Below are 18156 nucleotides of genomic sequence, written 5' to 3' on the forward strand. Positions count from 1 at the left end.
CGAATCCTGTTCGCGGCGCCGCGGACGGCGTGGCGAAGCTGCGAAAGAAACTAGTGTTGGTGGGCCGGGGCTGGAGCGACCGCGCCGTTTGGAAACAACAGGCTCGGCGTGCCGGCCAATTGCGCCTGACTGTCGATGAGGAACACGCCTTGCGCCGCGACCTCGTCGCCGGGCTGCAAACCTGCGCGCACGATGTAAACGTCGTTGCCCGCCTCGTCCTCGAGACGTGGTCCCAGCGCGAGCGGAGCCAGTTCGATACGCAGCCGGCCGTCGCGCTGGCGCTCGACCACGCGCCACGCCACGTGGCGCACGCCGGTTGAGAGCACCGCCGTTTTCGGCACGAGCGGAAACCGGCCCCACGTCTCCGGCTTCTCGGCATCGGCGGCGTCCAGCTCCGCGTTGAGCGCCGTGGCGAAGCGCGCCTGGACGAGCCCGCCGGGAATCAGGCGGCCGTTCGGGTCGCGGAGATGGAGGTGAACTTCGCGCGTTCGAATCTCCGGATTCAGTTCCGGCGCAACCCACGCGACGGTGGCTTGGACGTCCGGCAATTCGCCCCGGTCGTCCGAAGCGAGTCGAACCGGCTGATGCTCGCGGACCCAATGTCCGCGGTTTTCCGGCACCTGGACAACAATCATGTAGGCGTGAGGATCGACCAGCCGCAGCAGCGGCGCATCTCCCATGACCTCCTGCCCCACCTGCGGCAGGCGCGTCTTCATCCCTTCGGCATCGCCTTCCCCGGCGAGCACCACGCGGCCGGCGAACGGACTCGTGATCGTGATCGTGTCGGTGGGCGTGCCACCCTGCAGAATCGCTTCGGCGACGTTCGCGAGATTCCACCGTTCGAAACGGTCGCGCAGCGCATTGATCGTGGCCTGCTCGCCGAGACCCACCGCGGCCGCCAGCTCACCTTGGGCCGCGAAAGCCTCCGGGCTGTAGAGGTCGACGATGGGGTCTCCGGCTTTCACGAGCACCCCGCCGTGCCGCGCGGCCTCGTGGCGTTTCACGATGCGTCCGGCGACTCGGGGAATCACCACCTGCAACGTGCGGTCGTCGTAGCGCACGACACCATAGGCGCGAACGAGCGCGCGCGCCGGGCCTTCCGCGACCGTCGCGAGTTGAACGTCCATCCGACGCTGCTGTTCGGCGCTCAATTCGCCCGCGGTGACTTTCGTCATCTTCATCCCGCAAACGGGGCAATCGCCCGGCCGGTTGCCGATGAAATCCATCATGGGACACGCCCAGCGTTCGCCACTCGCCGCCTCTGCGGCGTGATCGTGTTTGTCCGCCACCGCGAAAAGCGCGCGTTGCGGAAGAAGGGCCATCAGTCCGGCACCGGCGCAAAGACCGGCGGCCGCGACCACGAGTGAAGGAAAGCGCATGACGGTTATTTCTTCGAGACGGCGTTCTCGAGATAGAGCGGACCCCAGCGGTCCGGATCGGCTTTGAATTTGGCCGGGCACATCCTGCAGCCGAAGCCGATGGTCTGGCCTTGGTATTGCGCGGTCGGAAGGTTGGGATCCACGTCCATGCCGCAGATCGCGCAGATCGAATTCACCGGCTGGTTGGCGGGAGCGTCCGACATCGCAACGCCGTGTCCCGCGTGCTCGTCGCCCTTCGATGCGGCTTCGGCGCGGCTGGGCGTCGGCACGGCTTTCGCTGGCGCGAGGGTGTTGGCGACCAGCGGCGCGTAATCGCCGCCGCCACTCGGGTGGCCCGCGTGCCCGGCGTCCGGCTTGAACATCGCGGCGCGCGCGACGAGCGCGATGGCGGCACCGGCCACGAAGGTGGCGAGAAAAATGAAGAGGTTTCGGGTCATGAAGGGTCCTGGTTATCGGTTAAAAATTCGTCGGCCGGCACGTAGCGCCAGAGTTCGGCGCGGGCCGCGCGGACCGCGGTATCCGCCCGGATCACCTGCAGTTCGGCAGCGGTGGTTTTCTCGAGGATTTCCACCGTCTGCAGCACGGTGGAGTCGCCCATCGTGCCCGCGACGCCCACGCCCGCGGAGCGGACCATCGCGTCGTATTCGGCGTTCAGGCGCACCAGTGTATCCGCGCTGAGATTACGCGCGGTCGCGGCCAGGCGCTCCGCGCGATCGACGCGCGTCAACGCGGAGGAAATCCGGTAGCGGACCGCCCGGGCGTCCGTCTCGGCGGCGTCGCGTTCGGCCTCGGCCGCGCGGGCTTCCGCACGGGCGTAACGACGGCTGCGAAATGGGAGGTCCGTCATGAACGCGAGACCGAGCGAGTTTTCGTCTCCCATCGCCCGACGTTCCTGCTCGAAGCGAATTCCCACCGACGTCATCGGCCGGGCCGAAGCCCGTGCCATTTTCACCATGGCGTGGGCCTCGCTCGTGCGCGCCGCCGCGAGTCGGATTGCTGCGGCATCGTCGGGGCGGATCCGATCTCCGGCCGGAGCGGCATAATCTGGCAGCGCTTGATCGGGTCCCAGTCCGAGACGCCCGCGGGCGTCGGCCAAGGCATCCTCGCTCATGCGACGCTCCTCTTCGATCATCAGCTGCATTTCCGCGATCCGCGTTTGCACGGTGAGCCGATCGGCAATGCGTCCGCCGCCGGACGCGATGCGCGACTCCACGCTACGCAGCACGGCGTCGAGCCGTTGAATCTGCCGTTCCAGCAGCCGGATTCGCTCGGTCGCACCGTCCGCTTCCGCGATCGCCATGGCGACATCGGCGGCCATTTCGCCGGCCATCAGGGCATAATCGGCTTCGGACATCGCCACGAGCGCCCGCGCGCGCTCGCGTTCCGCGGCTCGCTCGCCGCGTTTGGGCAGCGGCTGTCGCACATTCACCTCCCACATGGTCGCCCGTTCATCCATGGGACCAACCATTCGCGAACCCATGCCTTCGACCTCAACATCTGCGAGCCGACCGGCCGATCCGACGCGTTCGCGCGACGCTTGGGTGCGCTGACCCGCGGCCGTGAGCGCCGGAGCGGAGATGACGGCTTGCAGAAATTCCGTTCGCGCCGCGGGCGCGTGGCCGGACTGTGCGACAGTCCGGAGCGGGAGCGCGGTGACGAAGACGGCAACGAGGCATATAAGAGAACGCATCGCGAAAAATGAGATCGGAGGAGCGGAGGATCCTGCGCGCGCAGAGCCCAAATCAGTGATGATTGGTGTGGCCACCCCCGGCGTTGCCGGCGGGGTTCGATTTCCCCGCCTCGATCTTCGCCAAATGCGCCGCGGGATTTTTCAGAAAATCCTCATCGCAACCGCTGCAACAGAACACCACCAGACGGTCCGGCCGGCCTTTGACGCGGTAAATATATTCGGGGGCCTTGCCCATGCTGCCGAGTTCCTCGCCCGACACCACGCAGGTAGTGAGTGGATACTTGGCTCGCTCCGCCGCGGCCCAGGACGCGTCCTGGTCGGTGACGCGAATCAGTTGAGCGTTTTGGGAGGACGCATCCGTTTTGGGCCCGGAGCCGTGATGATCGTGCTGGGCGATGACAGGCGCGGCAACGAGCAGCGCACCGGCTGCGAGAACGACGGAACGAAGGGAGAATCGCGAATTCATGATGATGGTTCACCGGCTATACACGCGGCCGCGCAAAATCCCTCGGATTTTCTGACGTTTTCCCCGACATGGCTCCGGTGGAGCGCCGCCGGGCGTGCTCGCCCCGAGTCGGGAGCGTAGCCGAACCGGTCACCTTCGTTGCACTAACGCCTGTGCCGGATCCCGGGCGCGTCGGCGCGCCTCATCGGGCGGGCGCGTGCATCATCAGCTCTGTCAATTCCGCGCGCACCGCGTCACCGTTTTTCACATACGCATACGCGCGCCCGCGTTTCGGCTCCGCCGTCCAGCGCAGCAAACCTTGGGCGTCGAATCCGAGGTCGCCCTCGGCGGAGGTCTCGAAGTTTTCCCGCGATCCAGGCCGGCAGGCATACAACACCCGCAACGGATCCCACGTCGGCCGGTCCATGTCGCGCTTGCCTTTGAAATACCGCTCGAACGACTTCCGCACGAAATGCTGCGGCCACGCGTTCCAGTAACAGGAGCCGATCGTCAGCCGCCACCCGCTGCCACCGGCCTGCACCAGCGGCACCTCCGCGGGAAACCTGGCCAGTTCGTCCCGCGCCGAGGCCATGTCCATGTGATAATTGAACCCCGGCTTTCCGTGCGGGAGTTGGCCATCGCCGTTCCCCGCCGCGCTGTAGAATTTCACTTTCTGGCGCACCAGATCCACCCCGTTCAAGGGGCTGTATTCATCCGGTCCCGACGCGAGGAGCCGGCTGATGTTCGTCACCGGCCCGACCGCGATCAACGTGACACTGCGATCCGGCTGGGTCGCGAGAATCCGGCGATACAGACCGACCACCTCCGGCGCCTGCTTCTTTGTCAAATCGTGCGGATACTCCGCAACCGTCGGCGCCATGTAGAAATCCCGCTCGAACGGCGCGCCCCCGCGAATCGTTCCCACTGGAATGTCCGGCCGGCCATACCAAGTGTTCAACGCATCCACATACGGCACCGCCGCCGGGTGTCCGTTCACCACGCCCATGGCCAGCAGTTCGACTTCCCCGCGATCCGCGAGCGCATGCAACATTGCCAGCGCCGCCACATCGTCGATGTCGCCGCCTACGTCCGTATCGAAGATCACGCGAACTTTCTCGCTGGTTTCGGCCGCCGGCATCGCAGTCGCCGCTTCGTTGAGCTTCCGTGTCAGCAAGGCAAAGGTGCCGTCGCGATCGATGTCCGCGCAGCGGAGAATGCGTCCGCGCGTGTTCTTGAACTGATACGCCAGATCCCAGCCGAATTCCGGAGCGTCGACCACCTCCCAACTGCCCAGCGACGGGTCCACCAGCGCCGCGATATCGCCGAGATCGTAGAATCCTTTTGTCGGGCTCTGATACCAGCCGCTTTTGAAACGGAATTCGTGCAAGAACCGGCCCAACTCCCCCGTCTTCGCCCAGGGCGCCGACTCCGCCATGGGGCAGAACAGGTGACTGCCCGTGTCGAAGAGCACGAATGAAAGATCCGACTGAAACAGTCGCCGCGCCGCCCGGACGTCGCCGTGCACGTTGAAGTTCGCGGCTTTGTCCGGCCACTGGGTCCGTCCGTGCCAGAATATCACCACGCGGTCCGCAATGCGCGGCTCTTTCAAATACGCCGACGCGATGTTCGTCGCGGCCCCGAGACCGACGATCCACAGCGGATCCTCCGGCGTCGACGCGAGCGCGCGCTCCACGATGAAATCGACGCCTTCGGATTCCGACGGCTCGAATTGATAGCGCATCGGCGCGGATCCGAGCTTCACCGGAATCTTCCCCGCGAGCCCCGCCTTCTGCAGCAGCGTGTGAATCGTTTGCGCCGACGTCTCGATGCTGCGCGGTCCCGCGCCCTCGTTCTCGTTATCGTAGTTTGCCGCAACGAATCCCTCGATTTGCAGACGCTCCGGGCTCAGCAGCGCGAGGGCGATCGCCCATACGTCGTCGATCTCGTTATGCGCGTCGGCGTCGATGATCACCCGAATCTTCTGATCCTTCGGCGGAATCGCCGGCACCCGCCGTTGGGTCGAATCCCGGCGCTGCACCCGCTCCCGCAGTTCGCGATAGGCATCGATCGAGGACGACGCCGCGGGCACGCGCGCCAGCAACATCAGCCACGCGACGAGAACGAGGATCGCACGTAGGGCCATAGCCTTGTGAGGTAAGACCGCCTGCGGGAGCCGTCGGCAACGCTGCTCTTACTCAATCGCACGAGTCGCCGGTGGCTCGGCATTCAAGCCGCCCTGCTCACCTTCCCCGGGAGGCTTCTATGAGACCCTGCCCGCCCACCATCGACATCACGTGCCCCGCTTATGCGTTTCGGTGGGATCTCTCCGTCGACCGCGCGACACTCATCCGTCGCGCTCCCGACGGCACCGGTTCGATCGAGATCACCCGATCCTCCGCGGTGCGCGAGGTGCGCGCCGTCTTTGCCGACCGGGAGGAGCCCGCTTCCTGCCAGCAGTGCGAAACGAAGCTGCAGCTCTCGTGGTTCACCGAGTCGTCGGAAGATCCACTGCTCGGCTTTCTCCTGCGGACTTGAACCGGCGGACGTCCACCGCTTCCGTTTGCCGCCCCCATGTCTTCGTCGCGCCCGCTCGATTTTCTTTCGCTCGGCGCCTGGCTTATTCTGATCGGCGCGCTGCTGTCCCTGGCCCTCCACCTCGTTCGCCCAACCCCCGAGCACCGTGGCCGCGACTTCTGGCTTTTCAGCCCGCCCAACCTTCCGCCCTACCTCGAGGCGGCAAAGTCCTGGAACGCCGCGCACCGCGATCCCGCGGACCAGCTCAACGTCCAACTCATCCATTACCAGGCGCTGGAACGCCGCCTCGTGGCCGGCTTCACCGCCGACGCCCCGATTGCCGACCTCGTCGAAACCGAAAGCCAGGCGATGGCTCGCGCTTTCGCCGGCCCGATCAAGGGTGTGGGTTTCGTCGATCTCACCGATCGTCTGCGCGCCGAAGGTCTTTTCGACGCGATCAACGCCCCGTCCTTCAGCCTCTGGACCAGCCGTGGCCGCACCTTCGGCCTCCCGCACGATGTCCATCCCTGCCTGCTCGGCTACCGGGCCGACATCGTCGAGGCCGCCGGAATCGACGTGTCCCGGATTGAAACCTGGGACGACTTTCGCCGTGTGCTTGCGCCGCTGATACAGGACTTCGACGGCGACGGCCGCCCCGATCGCTTCCTGCTCAATTTCTGGGACAACAATTTCGACCTCATCGAAATACTTTTGCTGCAGGCCGGCGATCCGTTCTTCGACGCCGATGGTTACCCACAACTGAATGCCTCGCGTCACGCCCGCACGCTTGCCTCCCTGGTCTCCTGGATCGCCGGCCCGGATCGTTTTTGCGTCGACGCCCGCGAGTTCACCGCCGGGGGCGACCGCATGCGCATCGAGGGAACCGTCATCGCTTCGATCCTGCCTGACTGGCTCGCGGGCACGTGGAAGACCTACATTCCCGACCTGCACGGCAAGGTGAAGCTCATGAAGCTGCCCGCGTGGGAACCCGGGGGCCGGCGCACCTCGGTTTCCGGCGGGAGCTGCCTTGGCATCACACGAGCCGCGCCTGACGTCGATCGTGCCTGGTCGATGGCCAAACACCTCTACCTTTCGCCCGAGGTCGCCGAAGCGCATTTCCGCGCCACCTGCATCATCTCGCCCGTGAAAAAATTCTGGGCTCTTCCCGCCTATCGCGAGCGCGATCCGTTCTTCTGCGGCCAGGCGGTAGGCGAACTCTACGTCGCCGCCGCGCCACACGTGCCGTTGCGCCACTCCTCTCCTTATCTTTCGCTCGTGAAGGAACGCATGATGGCGATTCTCGTCTCGCTCAAAGCCACCGCCATCGCGCAAAACCGGTTCGACGCGGATTCACTCCTGCCGGAGGCCCGACGTCTTGTCGACGCCGCTCAGGCCGACATCGCCGCGCGCATGGATCGCAACCACCTTTATCGCGCGCGATGAGTTCCGCCCCGATCCACGCCGATGGAGACGCCCGCGCCGGAGCACGCCGCAACCTTCGCTCGGCTCCGCCTCATTCCCTCTGGGCGCCGTGGGCGTTCCTCGCTCCGTTCCTGCTGCTGTTCGCGGCATTTACCCTCTGGCCGCTTGGGCAAGCGCTCGTGCTGGCGTTTTCCCAAACCTTCGGCCCGAAGCACAGCGCCTTCGTCGGCTTCGACAACTTTCGCTTTCTTCTCCGCGATCCGCTCTTCTGGACCGCGCTGGGCAATACCGCTCTCTACACCGCCGGCTCCGTCTTTATTCAGCTCCCGATCGCGCTGGGGCTCGCGTTGCTCCTCAACCGACCCGGTCTCCGCGGCCGCGCCGTGTTTCGTCTCATCTTCTTCGCGCCGTCGCTCGTCGGCCTGGTCTTCGTCGCGATGGTGTTTTCGCTCCTCTTCCAAAGCCGCACGGGACTCATCAACTCCGGCCTTCACCACCTTTTCCCCGCGTGGGATCCGGAATTCGCCTGGCTCGACCGGCACGTCATGGCGTCGCTCGTCGTCGCGACCGTGTGGCTCTACGCCGGCTTCAACATGATCTATTTTCTCGCCGCACTGCAAAACGTCAGCCGGGAACTCCTCGAAGCCGCAGGCCTCGACGGTGCCGGTCCGTGGGCTCGTTTCCGCCACGTCATCCTCCCCGAGATCCGACCGGTCGGCGGCTTCGTGCTGCTGCTCTCGATCATCGGCAGTTTCCAGGCCTTCGAACTCCCCTGGGTCCTGCTCAACAACAGCGCCGGTCCGGATAACCGCGGTCTCACGATCGTGATGTATCTTTACCAGACCGGCTTTCTCACCGGCGACCTCGGCTACGCCAGTGCCATCGGCTGGATCCTCGGTCTCCTCCTCGCGCTCGCCGCGCTGCTTCAACTCCGCGCCACTCGCAGCGAGGGAAATTAACCACGAATGCACACGAATGGACCCGGATCCCCAAGCCCCCACATCCGTGTCCGTCCGCATCCATCCGCGGCTCCTCTTTCTTGCGCCTTCTCGCGCCTCTTTGCGACCATTCCCATCGCCTCCATTCGTGCGGACTCGTGTCCATTCGTGGTTCTCTCTGCTTGATCCATGCGCCGCGTATCCCTCCCTGTCGTTTACCTCGCGCTGATCTTCTTCGCCGCGCTGACGCTCATCCCTCTCGTGTGGATGGCCACCTCCGCCGTGAAGAATCAGTCGGACTTCTTCACGTCCTACTTCCTTCCCGCGGGCGATGGACTTTTCGGCGTCGCGTGGGATCGCATCACGTTCGCCAATTTCGAACGCCTCTTCGCGGAACATCCCGTGGGCCGAGCCCTGTTCAACTCTTTCTTTTTCGCGAGTGTCTCCAGTGCCGCTGCGACGCTCGCGTGTGCGATGGGTGGATACAGCCTGGCCAAGTTTAATTTTCGCGCCCGCGGCTGGCTCACCGCCGTCGTCCTCGGGGCGCTCATCATTCCCGCGCCGCTCCTGATCGCTCCCAGCTACCAGCTGCTATGGCAGCTTGGTCTCCTGAATTCGTATTCCGGCCTCATCCTGCCCGCGCTGGCTCCCGCTTTCGGCGTCTTTCTCTTCCGCCAGTCGATGCTCAACTCCGTGCCCGCCGAGCTCCTCGAATCCGCGCGTCTCGACGGCGCCGGCGAGTTCCACATCTTCTTCACCATCGTGATCCCGCTCGTCCGTCCGATGATCGGCGCGTTTCTCCTCATCACCTTCCTCGGTGCGTGGAATAATTTCATCAGCCCGCAGATCGTCCTGCAGGAGCCCGGGCTCTTACCGCTTTCCGTCACGGTCAACAACCTTCGCGGCATCTACGCGACCGACTACGGCCTCATCATGTCCGGCACGCTCGTTTCCATCGCGCCGGTGATGTGCCTTTTCCTGCTCCTCCAAAAAGAATTCATCTCCGGCCTCACCTCCGGCGCCGTCAAAGGGTGACGCCCTGTCCGCCGTCAGAGTCCCAACCGCGCCCGTTCCTGCGCGTTCCGGGCCCGCACCTTCTTCATCTCCGCTTCCGGATACGGTTCGTCCGGCCACACGTGCATCGTGGTCGTAAGTTCGCGATACAGGCTCTCCATCTTTCGTGTCAGCTCCCGCAGTTTCTCCGGTTCCTCGTCGCTCAGTTCCGTCGCCTCGGCGATGTCACGAGAAACCCGATACAGCGAAAAGTCCGTCAACTGCGCCTCGCGCACTTGGGGGGCCGTCGCCTCGGTCACGTTGTCGATCATCGGCAGCCGTCCGCCGTTCAACTTCGCCAACAGCTTCCACTCGCCGTCGCGCATGGCCACGCGTTGATCGTTGGCGGCGTGGAAATACACCCAGAACAGCGGTCGTTCCCGCGCGATCTTCCCGCCGTGCAGGGCCGGCAGGAGATCCGCGCCGTCCAGGGTCAGCCCCGCCGGCAAGCCCGCCTTCGCGAGCGCACAGAACGTGGGGACCAGATCCAGGGCGCTGACCGGTTCGTCCGAAACTTGTCCCGGCTTCACCTGCGCCGGCCAGCGAACGATTCCCGGCACCCGCGCGCCACCCTCGGTTGTCCATACTTTCGTTCCGCGCAGCGGTCCCGCCGATCCATACGATCGCGGCGTGCCCGGATAGCGGAAAAGCCCTTCGGGCCCATTGTCGCTCGTGAAGAACACGAGCGTGTTTTCCGTCAGCCTCATCCGGTCGAGCGCGGCGAGCAGTTCGCCCACGGCCCGGTCCATGTTTTCCACGTTGGCGAAATACTGCGCCTCGTCGAGGTTGCGCGCCACATCGCGATAGCGGTTCACCAGCTCGGGCGGAGACGCCACCGGTTCGTGGGGCTCATGAAACGCCACATACATGAAGAAGGGCTGCGCCGCATTCCGTGCCCGCTGGCGCTCCAGCCAGCCGATGGCCTCGCGGGCCACGATCTGCGCGCTGAAACCCTCGAGTCTCCCCACGGGCTCTCCGTTCCGCACGAAGTTCACCGGATTCTCGTGCGAGGGGGCCGCGTTGTTCTGCGTCGCGAACCAGTGGTCGAAACCCGCCGCGTCCGGCTGCGGTTGCGCCGCATCGTTGAAACGTGAGTTGCAGTGCCATTTGCCCGCCATCGCCGTGGCGTAACCCGCGCGTTGCAACTGCTGCGGCAGCGTCACCTCCGAGGCCCGCAGGTGCACCAGGTGGCGGCTGCGTTCCCGCGCGATCCAGTCTTCCGGTGCGTTGGCGATCCACTCGTAAACCCCGGCGCGATTCGGATTCCTTCCCGTCAGGAGTCCCACCCGTGATGGCGAACACACCTGGGCCGCCGCGTAACAGCTCGTGAATCGCATCCCTTCCGCCGCGAGGCGGTCGAGGTTCGGGGTGCGAATGTGGGGATGGCCATTCGACGCGATGTCGCCCCACCCGAGGTCGTCGCACAGAATCACCACGAAGTTCGGGCGCTCCTGCGCTCCCGCGGCGTCGGCCCCGATCGCGAGACCCAGAATCATCCCCAGCCAGCGCCCGACGTTTCTAGTTTTAGTATCCATGGTTTGAATGCGTTCGCCCTGCCTCGTTGCGGGCGGGCGGTTCATTTCTCCTCAATTCGTCTCAAGCTCGCCGCGTTCCGGGAGCTTGGGGAAAGGGGCATGAGGCTCGAGCTGATACCAGAAGGCCACCGAGGCGAGGTCGTCCTGCAGCGCTTTGTAGCGGCCGTCGGCGCCCCACCCGAGCGCCTGGATCGTCACCCGCAGATCCTGCTCGAACCGGATCGGATCCATGATGTGCCAGCGATACATTCCGAATCGCTGCTGCGACTGATAGACGCCGTCCGGCCGGATGACCTGATGCAGCCCCGCATACGGGGTGTTGAATTCCTGATACTGCTTCGTCGCGCGATTCTCGAAATTATACGATCCGCAGAAATAGTCCTCCGTCCCGGTCCCGCAGATCGTCGCGAAGTCCGAGTCGCCATCCAGGTAGAACTTGATTTCCCCCTCGCCCCACCAGCCCGGTTTATTCGAGCCCCATGCCAGGTAGGTGCCGACATAGTGCCCGCGCCCCTGGATGCCGTCGACGATCGTGTAGACGCTCCGCTCCGGCACCGGGTTCACCCGGCGAAACTGCGCGTGGAAATACGCGGCGTCGTCCGGCACGTCCGTCAACGTGTAATCGATTTGGTAATACAGCACCATCTCGCGGTCGTCCGTGTTCGTCATCGTGATCTTCGCCGACTTCCGGAATGGCATTTCCCAGTAGCAGTTGAACGCGCTCCCGGGGTTTACCGTCACCGCGAGCGACGAGAGCGGCGCGAACACGCCCCAACCCATCCCGAAGAAATCGCCCACCGGCGCCTCGACCGACGCTTGCTCCTCGCCGTCCCAATACATTCGCAGGATCGAGAACCGCCAGTTTCCCGTCGGGGTCATCCAGATGTGCTGGATCGCGCCCTCGCCATCGATTGCCGCGAGCGTGAACGTCTGGCCCGGCTGGATTCGCACATAGGGCGATACCTTCCAGCCCTGGCCGCCCAGCTTTTCCGCCGCGCGCAGCGCCGGACCGTCGGTCGACATTCCGCCCCGGCCTTTATCGCCGGTGAAATTCTCCGGACTGATGGAACGCGTTTTCGCCGTCGACAGCCGCGAGAGGTTGCCGAGGTGCATGCCGAGCCCGTTGAAGGGCTCGGCGGTGCTTTGTCCGTGCAGGAGCGTTCCCAGACCCAGCGCTGCTGCGACTAGAAGCAGGATTGGTTTCAGGTTCATGGCGTTTCTTCGAGGTAGGTTGCCCGGTTCCGGCTGTTGCCACGTTCATCTCGCCGTCGGCATCACACTATATGCGTCGTAACGGATCTCGCTCCACGCCAATTCCGGCAAAGGCCGACCCGGCATCAACGGAATCTCCACCGGCGTGAATGTCACCCGCACCCGAATCTTCGCATGCCCGCTCGTCAACGCCCGCGACACCAGGAACTCGTCATCGCGGAAACGCCGGTTCGACGTCTGCACCACGTGCTGCGACGCCGATAGCTCATGCGAAACATTCGAAAACAAACACGTGTTGCTCCCCGCCAGATACCACACGCCGGCCGCCTTGAACTCCCCCGGTTTGCCGTCGCGACCCACAGGCGCCACGAAGATTTCCGCCCGCTGATTCGGATACTGATAATCCAGTTTCCGCCGCAGCAACACGCCGACGTTCTCCGGATTGATCGTCATCGTGAACTCCGTCGTGCCCGTCATCGTTCGCGCCCACTCCGAGTGCGTCGGATAGATTTCTTTTCCTTTGAGGGTGTCCGGACCCCACTCGTAGCGCGAGTGCAGCGCATAGTTCTCCGACGCCTTCGGCGTCACTGCATCGTGTGCGCGTTCGCTCGCCGGATCGCCCGGCTTGTAGGCATCCGTCTTCACCAGCGTCGCGCCGCGCCGCCCATACCAGAACGCCACGGTTTTGTAGTGCTCCCACGAGTCGTTTTCCGGTCCGTGTTCGAGCCGGATCAGCGCGTTCTTCCCAAAGGGCATCAGATCCGCCAGCAGGAAGCGATACGCCGAGTGAATCTTGTCCTCTTCGCTCTTCGCCTCGTCCGCCTTCCGCGCTCCGGTCGGGTGCCCGGCAAACGGTAGCGTCATGTTCAGCCCGCCCCAGTAATCACCGCCGCCGCCCCACTCCTCCGTGCCCGTCCCATACGCCTGCGGCGTCTGGCTGTCGTCGAAGAAAAACCGGGGGTCGCCCTCCAGCGTCCAGAGCACGTTGTCGTGCGTGAAGATGAACGACGTTCCCACGAAGCTTCCCGACCAGTCGCCGCCGCCTTCGACTCCACGCGTATCCAGCAAGACCATATCCTCGCCGGGCACCTGATTCGGAAAGTCGCGATACGTTGCGTGAAAATATCCCACGTGCGCCATTGGCCTTTGCAACGGCGCCACCCGCACCGACCACCGCACATCCCGGATCGCTTCGCCGCTTTCGTTGACCAACTCGATCACTGCCTTCCGCTCGAACGGCATCGGAAAGTAACACGCGAGATGCACCCGCTCCGCATCGTAGCGGATGTTCACCGGAAAGGCCTTCACCAGATACTCGCGGTTGTCGCGATTGTAGAGCGTGCCCGCGCCGTGAAACAGCGCCACCGGCGCGTCGATCGACGCCTGCTCCGCGTCATCCCACGTCACCCGCAGCCGCGCCCGTCCGAAATCGATCGCCCGTTCTCGCGGCACCGAAAAAGTCCACGCCCGCAGCTGCTGCGATGCCGTGGCGGTCAGCTCTACGAGCTTCTGCGCCACCCCGCCGCTGGGCAGATCCAGCGTCCCGTTTTTCTCCCACAATCCCATCGCCCGCCCTTCCTCCGATCCCACCGCTGGCACGAGATCGCTGCCCGACTTTGCGATCAACTCCAGCACGTCTTTGCCCGGGGGCGTCTTGCCGTCCCATGCCTTCACCGGCTGCGACAGCGGCGCCGCCGGGTCGATCGAATGAAAGATATAGTATCCGGTGCCGTAATACGTCCGCCCATACATCATCCGAAACGACTCCTGAAATCCGATCGGCACCCACATCAGGTCCGCGCCTTTGGTCACCGACCACGTCCACGTCAGCGGATTCGGCAGCGCCTCCCGCGGCTCGAACACCGAATGCTCCACCGGCTTCGTCGGTGTCGCCGTGCTCGTCTCCGTGACCACATGTTCTGCCCCGTCGACCTCGTAGATCCATGGACTCCCGTGCCAGTGGTTGTAGCGCGCAAAATACAGCACCCCGGGCCCCGCCACATCGAGGGTGACGTTTTTGTTCTCCGCCAACTGATACAAATAGTGGCTCGCATCCGCTCGCTCGTTGCCGCCCTTCCGATCATACGTGCTCCGCATGTAGGCGCGCACCCCAATCCGCTGCACCGCCCAGTCTTCCCACTGTCGATAGGCGTCGAGTCCGACCGGAATCGTCGGCGTCTCCGCACTCCAAACCCAGGCCGCGCTCATCGCCACCACGATACCCGTCCGCCAAATACCCAAGCGCATGCCCCACCATGGCGCGTTCGCGCCCGGATGTGAACCCCGCTCCACTCAATCGCTTGAGCCGCCGCCCCGTCGCGCCCCCGGCGCCACCGCCAACCTTCCGCCTATGAAGTCCTCGGCGGGGTCCGACGTCCCTCTCGGGCTGAAGCACCTCCCATCTGCATGCCAGTCCGACGACGTCGTCGGGCTCCACCTTCTTTCGCCGTCTGCGCCTCTTTGGCGTCGTCTCCTCCGCGTATGAGCCCCCGATCCCTCGTCGATCACGTCAGCACGTTCCAGGGCACGGATTCCCATCTCGCCTTCTCCAAGGGCAACACGCTTCCGCTCACCACCCGCCCCCACGGCATGGTCGGCTGGATTCCGCAAACCGATCCCGGCAACTGGGCTTTCGATTTCCGCTCGCCCACGCTTCAGGGGTTCCGGGCCACGCGCCAACCGTCCCCGTGGATCGGCGATTACGGTAACTTCCTCCTTCTTCTCGGCTCCGGTCCGCAACCGCCGCTCACGGTCGTCGACGGCGAATCCTATTACCCCAAAGCCGAAACCGTTGCCCGCCCTCACTACTTCCGCACGCATCTCGTCCGCCACGATATCGTCGCCGAGATCGCACCCACCGAACGCGGTGCCCACTTCCGTTTCACCTACGAACCGCGCGAAAACGCCTGGCTCACTTTCCGCCCCGCCGCCGGGAAAATTATTTCCGTCGACCGTGATCGCCGTCTCATCCTGGGGGTCTCCTCCGCCATCGCTCCTGGCGCCGCCGTGCCCGGCGAATTCGGCTGCTGCTTTGCCGCCGAGCTCAGCACGCGTTTTCTCGACTTTGGAGTCATCGACGTGAACGGCGCTCCGCCCGCTCCCGACGATCCTTCGCAACTCGTCTGGCTCAAACTCGACCGCCCCGCTCACGGACAAATCACCGCCAAAATCGCCACGTCCTTCATCAGCGTCGATCAGGCTCTCCTCAATCTGCGTCGCGAACTCGGCGACGCCACCTTCGATCAAACCCGGGCCGCCGCCGAAACCGACTGGAATCATCGCCTTGCCGCGATCGAGATTGAGGGCGCCAGCGACGCCCAGCGCCAGACGTTCTACGGGTGCCTTTACCGCTCGCTGCTGTATCCGCGAATCGCGCACGAGTTCAACACCGCCGGCGCTCAGATTCACCGCAGCTTCTTCCATGCCGAAGGCGCCGTCACCCCCGGCCCGCTCTATACCGACATCGGTTTTTGGGACGCCCATCGCTCGCTCATGCCACTGCTCACGCTCATCGCGCCCGAGCAGCACGGCGAGATGATCCAGGGCTGGGTCAACGCTTTCCAGGAGGGCGGCTGGCTCCCGAGTTGGGCCAGTCCCGGCTACATTCCGTGCATGGTCGGCTCGCATGCCGGTGTCGCCATTGCCGACGCCTACCTCAAGGGTATCCGCAATTTCGATATCGCCTCCGCCTACGCTGCCGTCCGCCACGACGCCTCGCAGGAACCGCCGTCCTTCGCCTGCGGTCGCTCCGGGCTTGCTCGCTTCAACGAACTCGGCTGGGTGCCCGACGACGAACTCGATCACTCCGCCGCCCGCACGTGCGACTACGCCTTCGGCGATTTCGGCGCCGGTCAGTTCGCCCGCGCCCTCGGCCATCGCGCCGACGCCGACCGTTTCCATCGTCGGGCGCTCAACTACCGCCACCTCTACGACCCTCGCGTCGGTTTCCTCCGCGGTCGCAACGCCGACGGCTCCTTTCCGCCTCACTTCCGCGAGTTCGCCTGGACGCGCGACTACATTGAAGGGGGACCCTGGCAGCACACCTGGTCCGCACCCCACGACGCGGCCGGACTCGCCGCCCTCATGGGCGGAGAGGAGGCTTTCATCGTGAAACTCGACCGCCTGCTCGCGTTGCCGCCGCACTACGAGATCGGCCGCTATCATGCGACGATTCACGAGATGACCGAAATGGCCGCCGTCCCGTTCGGCCAATACGCGCACTCCAACGAACCCGTTCACCACGTCCTGTCGCTCTTCACTGCCGCCGGTCGACCCGATCGCACGCAATACTGGGTCCGGCGTGTCCTCAACGAACTCTATTCTCCCGAAGCGTTTTGCGGCGACGAAGACAACGGCGCGATGGGCTCCTGGTTTGTCCTCCACTCGCTCGGCCTTTACGCGCTCACGCCCGGTCACCCTGCCTGGGTGCTCGGCTCGCCGCTGTTCGACTCCGCCACAATCCGTCTCCCCAACGGCGGCGCCTTTCGCATCCGCGCCGAAGAGCAAGCGCCCGACGCCTGCTATGTCCGCGACGTGAAACTCAACCGCACCTCCGTCACCTCGCTCGAACTCCCGCATGCCGCGATCCGCGATGGAGCAGAACTCGTGTTTTCTATGTCCCGCTCGCCCGAAACCGCCCGGGAACGCGGAAAACTCTCCCGACCGTTCTCGCTCTCGACCACCGCTTGATCCCCATGCGATCCGTCCGTCTCTCACTTGCCGTCCTCCTCGTCTGCGCCCTTCCGTGCCCTCATCCTCCCGCGCCGCGTTTACGTTCATCTTCGTCACTGTCACGCTCGACATGCTCGCGCTCGGGATCGTCTCTCCCGTGCTGCCGGGCCTGATCGTCGAATTCGAAAACGGCGACGTCTCCCGCGCCGCGCACATTACCGGCGTCTTCGGTTTCATCTGGGCGCTCATGCAGTTCTTCGCCGCCCCCGCACTCGGCGTCCTCTCCGATCGTTTCGGCCGACGCCCCGTCGTGCTCCTCTCGATGACCGGGCTCGGACTCGACTACATCCTGATGGCACTCGCGCCGTCGCTCGGCTGGCTTTTCGTCGGGCGTATCATTTCCGGCATTACTTCCGCCACCTATCCGGTTGCCGCTGCCTATGTCTCCGACATCACGCCCCTCGAACAACGCTCTGCGCGTTTCGGGATTCTCAGTGCGTCCTTCGGTCTCGGCTTTGTGATTGGCCCTGCCGTCGGCGGCCTCCTCGGCGATATCGATCTTCGTCTGCCGTTTTGGGGCGCGGCCGTTCTCTGCCTCGTCAACGCGTCCTACGGTATCTTTGTCCTGCCTGAATCGCTTCCGAGCGATCGTCGTTCGCCGTTTTCCTGGAAACGCGCCAACCCCTTCGGCGCCCTCGCTCTCCTCCGCCGGCATCCCGAACTCTACGGTCTTTCCTGGGTCGCCTGGCTCACTGCGTTCGCGCACGCTGCGCTGCCCAATCTGATCGTGCTCTACATGAGCTTCCGCTACGGCTGGGGCGAGCGCGCCATCGGCCTCGCGGTCACGGCCATCGGCGCTTCCGCTGCGATCGTCGGCCTGTGGGGCGTTGGCTACTCCGTAAAAAGATTCGGGGAGCGCACCACGTTGCTCCTCGGCCTCGTCACTCCGACCGCAGGCTTCCTTATCTACGCCTTCGCGTATCGCTCCGAAATTTTCATCCTCGGCATTGCCGTCATGGCATTTTGGGGACTTAGCAACGCCCCGTTGCAAACCTTCATGACGCGACACGTCTCCGCGTCCGAACAAGGTCAGCTCCAGGGCGCGCTCACCGGCCTCCGCTGCATTGCGGGCATGATCGGCCCGCTCTGCTTCGGATGGATCTTCGGGGCCAGCATCGACGGAAGGTCCGGCCTCCACTTCCCCGGCGCTTCGTTCTTCATCGCCGCCTTGGTTTTCGCCGCCGCCACCGGCCTCGCCGTCCGCGTCACGCGCGGCGCACGTTAGGATAAAGAAATC

At 64.7% G+C, this 18156-nt stretch carries 14 protein-coding genes; 6 read left to right on the top strand and 8 right to left on the bottom strand.

From position 1 onward, the window contains the following. Nucleotides 1-50: 50 nt before the first annotated feature. The 5 genes from AC6RV7_RS14815 to AC6RV7_RS14835 form a co-directional block, all read right to left on the bottom strand. Entirely contained in the window at nt 51-1379 is a 1329-nt protein-coding gene (locus AC6RV7_RS14815; RefSeq protein ID WP_500094791.1) for a heavy metal-binding domain-containing protein, read from the bottom strand. Between the two features lie 5 nt (nt 1380-1384). Beyond that, nucleotides 1385-1816, bottom strand: coding sequence for a hypothetical protein (locus AC6RV7_RS14820; RefSeq protein ID WP_500094792.1), 432 nt, complete (start codon nt 1814-1816; stop codon nt 1385-1387). Next, nucleotides 1813-3069 (bottom strand): TolC family protein, encoded by a 1257-nt coding sequence (locus AC6RV7_RS14825; protein ID WP_500094793.1) that lies wholly within the window; start codon nt 3067-3069, stop codon nt 1813-1815. Before AC6RV7_RS14825 ends, AC6RV7_RS14820 begins: the two co-directional genes overlap by 4 nt. Nucleotides 3070-3121: 52 nt before the next feature. Beyond that, complete coding sequence (locus tag AC6RV7_RS14830; protein ID WP_500094794.1) at nt 3122-3535, bottom strand: hypothetical protein; 414 nt, start codon at nt 3533-3535, stop codon at nt 3122-3124. 181 nt (nt 3536-3716) lie between these two features. Then, entirely contained in the window at nt 3717-5657 is a 1941-nt protein-coding gene (locus tag AC6RV7_RS14835) for a nucleoside hydrolase (RefSeq protein WP_500094795.1), read from the bottom strand. A 119-nt stretch (nt 5658-5776) separates the two neighbouring features. On the opposite strand from AC6RV7_RS14835, the gene AC6RV7_RS14840 reads away from it, so the two are divergent. The 4 genes from AC6RV7_RS14840 to AC6RV7_RS14855 all read left to right on the top strand — a co-directional run bounded on the left by AC6RV7_RS14840 (nt 5777) and on the right by AC6RV7_RS14855 (nt 9423). Beyond that, nucleotides 5777-6049 (top strand): hypothetical protein, encoded by a 273-nt coding sequence (locus tag AC6RV7_RS14840; protein WP_500094796.1) that lies wholly within the window; start codon nt 5777-5779, stop codon nt 6047-6049. 36 nt (nt 6050-6085) lie between these two features. Continuing rightward, nucleotides 6086-7471, top strand: a complete 1386-nt coding sequence (locus AC6RV7_RS14845) for an ABC transporter substrate-binding protein (RefSeq protein ID WP_500094797.1) — start codon at nt 6086-6088, stop codon at nt 7469-7471. After that, nucleotides 7468-8409 carry a carbohydrate ABC transporter permease gene (locus tag AC6RV7_RS14850; protein WP_500094798.1) on the top strand — a complete coding sequence of 314 codons (942 nt, stop codon included), beginning with the start codon at nt 7468-7470 and terminating at the stop codon, nt 8407-8409. The genes AC6RV7_RS14845 and AC6RV7_RS14850 overlap by 4 nt, the downstream gene beginning before the upstream one ends. 168 nt (nt 8410-8577) lie before the next feature. Then, entirely contained in the window at nt 8578-9423 is an 846-nt protein-coding gene (locus AC6RV7_RS14855; protein WP_500094799.1) for a carbohydrate ABC transporter permease, read from the top strand. A 14-nt stretch (nt 9424-9437) separates the two neighbouring features. Here the strand turns inward: AC6RV7_RS14855 and AC6RV7_RS14860 are convergent, their stop codons facing one another. Genes AC6RV7_RS14860 through AC6RV7_RS14870 form a run of 3 tightly spaced genes read right to left on the bottom strand, consistent with a single transcriptional unit; the run spans nt 9438 to nt 14435 of the window. Then, nucleotides 9438-10976 carry a sulfatase-like hydrolase/transferase gene (locus AC6RV7_RS14860; RefSeq protein WP_500094800.1) on the bottom strand — a complete coding sequence of 513 codons (1539 nt, stop codon included), beginning with the start codon at nt 10974-10976 and terminating at the stop codon, nt 9438-9440. A 51-nt stretch (nt 10977-11027) separates the two neighbouring features. After that, the gene (locus tag AC6RV7_RS14865) at nt 11028-12182 is read right to left on the bottom strand and encodes a glycoside hydrolase family 172 protein (protein WP_500094915.1); all 1155 of its coding nucleotides are present in this window, start codon (nt 12180-12182) and stop codon (nt 11028-11030) included. Nucleotides 12183-12233: 51 nt separating this feature from the next. Continuing rightward, a complete protein-coding gene (locus AC6RV7_RS14870) occupies nt 12234-14435 on the bottom strand; it encodes a DUF2961 domain-containing protein (RefSeq protein WP_500094801.1) in 2202 nt (733 codons plus the stop codon). A 159-nt stretch (nt 14436-14594) separates the two neighbouring features. Between AC6RV7_RS14870 and AC6RV7_RS14875 the strand changes: the two genes are divergently transcribed. Both AC6RV7_RS14875 and AC6RV7_RS14880 read left to right on the top strand, forming a co-directional pair. After that, entirely contained in the window at nt 14595-16877 is a 2283-nt protein-coding gene (locus tag AC6RV7_RS14875; RefSeq protein ID WP_500094802.1) for a GH92 family glycosyl hydrolase, read from the top strand. A gap of 55 nt (nt 16878-16932) precedes the next feature. Then, nucleotides 16933-18144: a TCR/Tet family MFS transporter gene (locus AC6RV7_RS14880; protein ID WP_500094803.1), complete on the top strand. Its 1212-nt coding sequence runs from the start codon at nt 16933-16935 to the stop codon at nt 18142-18144. Nucleotides 18145-18156: the final 12 nt, after the last annotated feature.

It is taken from the genome of Opitutus sp. sgz309028, assembly GCF_059821195.1.